The 4675-nt window shown below is 35.9% G+C and carries 5 protein-coding genes and 1 pseudogene; 4 read left to right on the top strand and 2 right to left on the bottom strand.

All coding sequences use genetic code 11. From position 1 onward, the window contains the following. The first annotated feature begins 372 nt into the window (after positions 1-372). The 4 genes from thrS (at position 373) to rplT (ending at position 3717) form a co-directional block, all read left to right on the top strand. A complete protein-coding gene (gene thrS / locus AO58_RS0116610; protein WP_024982758.1) occupies positions 373-2319 on the top strand; it encodes a threonine--tRNA ligase in 1947 nt (648 codons plus the stop codon). Between the two features lie 16 nt (positions 2320-2335). Continuing rightward, positions 2336-2893: a translation initiation factor IF-3 gene (gene infC, locus AO58_RS17865; RefSeq protein ID WP_369803201.1), complete on the top strand. Its 558-nt coding sequence runs from the start codon at positions 2336-2338 to the stop codon at positions 2891-2893. A 135-nt stretch (positions 2894-3028) separates the two neighbouring features. Then, positions 3029-3226 carry a 50S ribosomal protein L35 gene (rpmI, locus tag AO58_RS0116595; protein ID WP_024982756.1) on the top strand — a complete coding sequence of 66 codons (198 nt, stop codon included), beginning with the start codon at positions 3029-3031 and terminating at the stop codon, positions 3224-3226. 146 nt (positions 3227-3372) lie between these two features. Further along, a complete protein-coding gene (rplT, locus tag AO58_RS0116590) occupies positions 3373-3717 on the top strand; it encodes a 50S ribosomal protein L20 (protein ID WP_024982755.1) in 345 nt (114 codons plus the stop codon). A gap of 188 nt (positions 3718-3905) precedes the next feature. Here rplT and AO58_RS0116585 read toward each other — a convergent pair whose 3' ends face one another. Both AO58_RS0116585 and AO58_RS18205 read right to left on the bottom strand, forming a co-directional pair. Continuing rightward, a complete protein-coding gene (locus AO58_RS0116585) occupies positions 3906-4256 on the bottom strand; it encodes a hypothetical protein (protein WP_024982754.1) in 351 nt (116 codons plus the stop codon). A gap of 220 nt (positions 4257-4476) precedes the next feature. Next, positions 4477-4675 (bottom strand): annotated as a pseudogene (locus AO58_RS18205) (IS4 family transposase); the annotation flags it as partial.

Genomic DNA, 4675 nt, shown 5'->3' with positions numbered 1-4675 from the left:
GCACAAGATTCAAGCATCCATCGAGGAACAAGGTCAATAATTTGTCGAATAACTGGTTTTTTGATATTTTTGTTTCGCCTGAAGAGTCCCATAAAGTATTATTTGTTTCGCAAAATCAAAAATACGGGATTCTCAGGCATTTTTTATTTTAGACTTTCGGATAGCTATGAAATTATATGTAAGAACAAAGACAGAAACCTCTTGTGAGTACAAATGCCCTAGCCCGGATGGGAGCGGCATCCTCTTGGGGCGGGGTTCGCCCTAAGAGATATAGCGGACAGCCGGAAATAGCTCCTGAAAAAGAAACAAGTCCTTTATATTGTATGTGTTTTGGTAAACGTTTATATTTGCATTCCTAAAATATAAAGAACAATGATTAATATTACTTTACCCGATGGGTCGATTAGAGCGTTTGCGCCAGGCATTACTCCAATGGAGGTTGCCAAAAACATTAGTGAGGGATTTGCAAGAAATGTCATTTCGGCATCTTTTGAAGGCACCACTATTGAAACGAGCACGCCACTGACCACTGACGGGAGTCTTATTTTATATACTTGGAATGATGCTGAGGGTAAAAAAGCATTTTGGCACTCGACTTCGCACGTAATGGCGCAAGTACTAGAAGAAATGTTTCCTGGCATTCAACTGACTCTTGGTCCTGCAATTGCCAATGGTTTTTACTATGATGTTGATTTTGGCGACAGCAAAATTACTGAAGCCGACTTCAAAGCTATCGAAAGCCGCATGTTAGCAATTTCGAAAGAAAAACATGAATTTAAAATGCGCGCCGTAACCAAAGCGGAAGCATTAGAGGTATACAAAAACAATGTATACAAGACAGAATTGATTAGCAACCTAGAAGACGGTACCATTACTTTTTGTGATCATGCCACTTTTACAGATTTATGTAGAGGAGGTCACATTCCAAATACAGGCATTATTAAAGCGGTAAAAATCATGAGTGTCGCCGGTGCCTATTGGAGGGGTGATGAAAAAAACAAACAACTAACTAGAGTTTACGGTACTTCGTTTCCAAAACAAAAAGAGTTGACTGAATACCTAGAACTTCTTGAAGAAGCGAAACGTCGTGACCACAGAAAACTAGGCAAAGAACTAGAGTTGTTCGCTTTTTCACAGAAAGTAGGACAAGGTTTACCGTTGTGGCTACCAAAAGGAGCTGCACTAAGAGATCGTTTGGAACAATTTTTGAAAAAAGCACAGAAAAAAGCAGGTTACGAGCAAGTAGTAACTCCACATATTGGACAAAAAGAATTGTATGTGACTTCTGGACACTATGCTAAATATGGTGCCGATAGTTTTCAACCTATCAACACCCCAGCAGAAGGAGAAGAGTTCTTACTAAAACCAATGAACTGCCCTCATCACTGTGAGATTTACAATGTACGCCCGTGGTCTTACAAAGATTTACCAAAACGCTATGCAGAATTTGGAACAGTTTACCGTTACGAGCAAAGTGGAGAATTGCATGGATTGACTCGTGTTCGAGGGTTTACTCAGGACGATGCTCATATCTTTTGTACTCCAGAACAACTGGACGAAGAGTTCAAGAAAGTAATTGACTTAGTTCTCTACGTTTTTGGCTCATTAGGATTCGAAAACTTTACTGCTCAAGTGTCTTTGCGCGATAAAGAAAATAGAGAAAAATACATTGGTAGTGACGAAAACTGGGAAAAAGCAGAAAATGCCATTATCAATGCCGCCAAAGACAAAGGACTGAACACTGTTGTTGAATATGGTGAAGCTGCTTTTTATGGTCCAAAATTGGATTTCATGGTCAAAGATGCTTTGGGTAGACAATGGCAATTAGGAACAATTCAAGTTGATTATAACTTACCAGAGCGTTTCGAATTGACTTACAAAGGTTCTGATAACGAATTACATAGACCTGTAATGATTCACAGAGCCCCCTTTGGTTCTATGGAGAGATTCATTGCTATTCTACTAGAACACACAGCAGGAAATTTCCCTCTTTGGTTAATGCCGGAACAGGCTATAATCTTGTGTTTGAGTGAGAAATATGAAAATTATGCAAAAAAAGTTTTAAATCTGCTAGAAAATCACGAAATTCGCGCCCTGCTAGACAATAGAAACGAGACTATTGGAAAGAAAATCAGAGATGCCGAAATGCAGAAAACCCCATTTATGTTAATTGTAGGTGAGGAAGAAGAGAAAAACGGCACCATTTCGATCCGTCGTCACGGTCAAGAAGGCAAAGGAAATATAAGCGTAACAATAGAGGAATTTGCAGCTATTGTTGAAGAAGAAATCAGCAAAACATTAAAAGTATTTACAGTTTAACTTAAATTATAAAGTCATAGCAATAAGAAGCAACAGAGGTTACCAACCTCGAGTAGAGAAAAAGGATGCTCACAGAATAAACAACAATATTCGTGGGTTACAAGAAGTAAGACTAGTAGGAGAAAATATAGAACCTGGTGTTTTTAAATTATCCGAAGCATTACGTCTTGCAGATGAGTTTGAATTGGATTTAGTTGAAATTTCTCCAAATGCTGAACCACCAGTTTGCAAGATCATGGATTATAAGAAGTTTATCTACGAGCAAAAGAAGCGAGATAAAGTTTTAAAAGCCAAGTCTTCTCAAGTTGTGGTTAAAGAAATCCGTTTTGGTCCTCAAACTGATGAGCATGATTACGAATTTAAAAGAAAAAATGCTGAGAAATTCTTAAAAGAAGGAGCTAAATTAAAAGCATTTGTATTCTTTAAAGGACGTTCTATCATTTACAAAGATCAAGGGCAAATTTTACTTTTGAGATTGGCTACTGATTTAGAAGAATTTGGAAAAGTAGAGGCTATGCCTGTATTGGAAGGAAAGCGAATGATCATGTTCATTGCGCCGAAGAAGAAAAAGTAAAACCTCCCCTAGCCCCTCCAAAGGAGGGGAACAAAAAGAGGATAGACCATATAAGCTTCCTAGTACTCTCCCCTTCGGGGAGGACTTGGAAGAGAAAAATAAGTAAGTAAGAATAAATTAAAAATCTAGGAAAAAATGCCTAAAATGAAAACCAAATCTAGCGCCAAAAAACGTTTCAAAGTTACTGGTTCTGGAAAGATTAAAAGAAAGCATGCTTTTAAAAGTCACATCTTGACTAAAAAATCTAAAAAACGTAAATTAGCTTTGACTCACTCAGCGCTAGTTCACACTACAGATATGAAAAGCATCAAACAACAATTAAGAATCATCTAATAAAAGTAGTAAGTCTTGAGAATTAAGTATTAAGACTATTGCTTTACAGAATTCTTTAGGTTACAACACATTTAATAACCTTGGAGTATGGCCTTAAGTTCCTTTGATTCAATTCAGGACGCCTGCTACAAAAAAACAGTAAAATTATGCCAAGATCGGTAAATTCAGTTGCTAAAAGAGCAAGAAGAAAAAAAATAATGAAGCAAGCCAAAGGTTTCTTTGGTAGACGTAAAAACGTTTGGACAGTTGCTAAGAATGCGGTTGAGAAAGCAATGTGCTACGCTTACCGCGATAGAAAAGTGAACAAAAGAAATTTCCGCGCTTTGTGGATTCAACGTATCAACGCTGGAGCTAGATTAGAGGGAATGTCTTATTCACAATTCATGGGTAAAGTAAAAGCTAACAATATCGAATTGAACCGTAAAGTTCTTGCAGATTTAGCGATGAACCACCCAGAAGCTTTCAAAGCAATACTTAATAAAGTAAAATAAACGTTTTATCAACTCAATTTAGATTACTTACTTATATAGAAAAACCCGAACAAATGTTCGGGTTTTTTTTTATGCCTTTTGGGGATTGACTTCCCTTTGCTGGTTTACTACCGTTTTAAATTAAAGTGGAAGATTTTGGCTAAAGCCGAATACGAAACTTATTTTAGTGAATGGGCTAAAGCCCATTCCTATTCAAATTGTGCAAACGAATAGAATGGGCTAAAGCCACTAGATAAAAAATTCATCGCTGCTAAAGCTGCACTTAAAGCCGATATGCCATGAATATGAAGAACTGAAATATTTTCTCTTTTACATATCGATACTATTGATACTATCAAATTAAAAAACTTAAACGCATTTTTTTTATAAGTAAAATAATTAGCATTATCCTCTTTACATCTGTTTACTAAGGCAGCATTTTCAGGACACAAGATATATTGTTGTATATACTTTTTCTCTTTGAGTAGACCGCAAACCATATACATTTGTTTGCCTTCTGTCCATTCTGTACTTAAGGTTACATTTAGTATTTTTATCATAAATACACACTTTATTTAAATTTTATTCATAAACATATGGAGGACTCAAACAAAAGCTCGTCATCAGGTAAGACAACGAGCTTTCTAATGAAGATCATTCTAATTCATAACAAAATAATTAACACTAAAACCTTCATAAAATAACATTGCTATCCGAAAGTTTTAATGAATGAGCATAAAATACCTTGTTACCCATTATAAATAGGCGTTTACTTTTTTATTATGCTGAAAATAAGTCAGAACTGAATTTTAATTCTGGTTCTGATCTTTTTTTTTTGGCTCCATCTCCAACCTGATTGCAGATATAATCTAAACTTAAATAATACACTAAACAGATTCTGATTTTTTCAACCAGATTTGAGAATGACTTTGTCTTTTTTGATATGGTTCTGTTTATCAATTCAAGCAACAAATAACAA

It is taken from the genome of Flavobacterium succinicans LMG 10402, assembly GCF_000611675.1.
GTDB classification, from domain to species: Bacteria; Bacteroidota; Bacteroidia; order Flavobacteriales; family Flavobacteriaceae; genus Flavobacterium; species Flavobacterium succinicans.
This window is presented reverse-complemented; position numbering and strand designations above follow the sequence as displayed.

What these genes read in the sequence shown, in the direction of transcription:
- AO58_RS0116585 (WP_024982754.1), bottom strand. Translation starts at nt 4,256, where the DNA reads ATGATAAAAATACTAAATGTAACCTTAAGTACAGAATGGACAGAAGGC.
- rpmI (WP_024982756.1), top strand. Translation starts at nt 3,029, where the DNA reads ATGCCTAAAATGAAAACCAAATCTAGCGCCAAAAAACGTTTCAAAGTT.
- thrS (WP_024982758.1), top strand. Translation starts at nt 373, where the DNA reads ATGATTAATATTACTTTACCCGATGGGTCGATTAGAGCGTTTGCGCCA.
- rplT (WP_024982755.1), top strand. Translation starts at nt 3,373, where the DNA reads ATGCCAAGATCGGTAAATTCAGTTGCTAAAAGAGCAAGAAGAAAAAAA.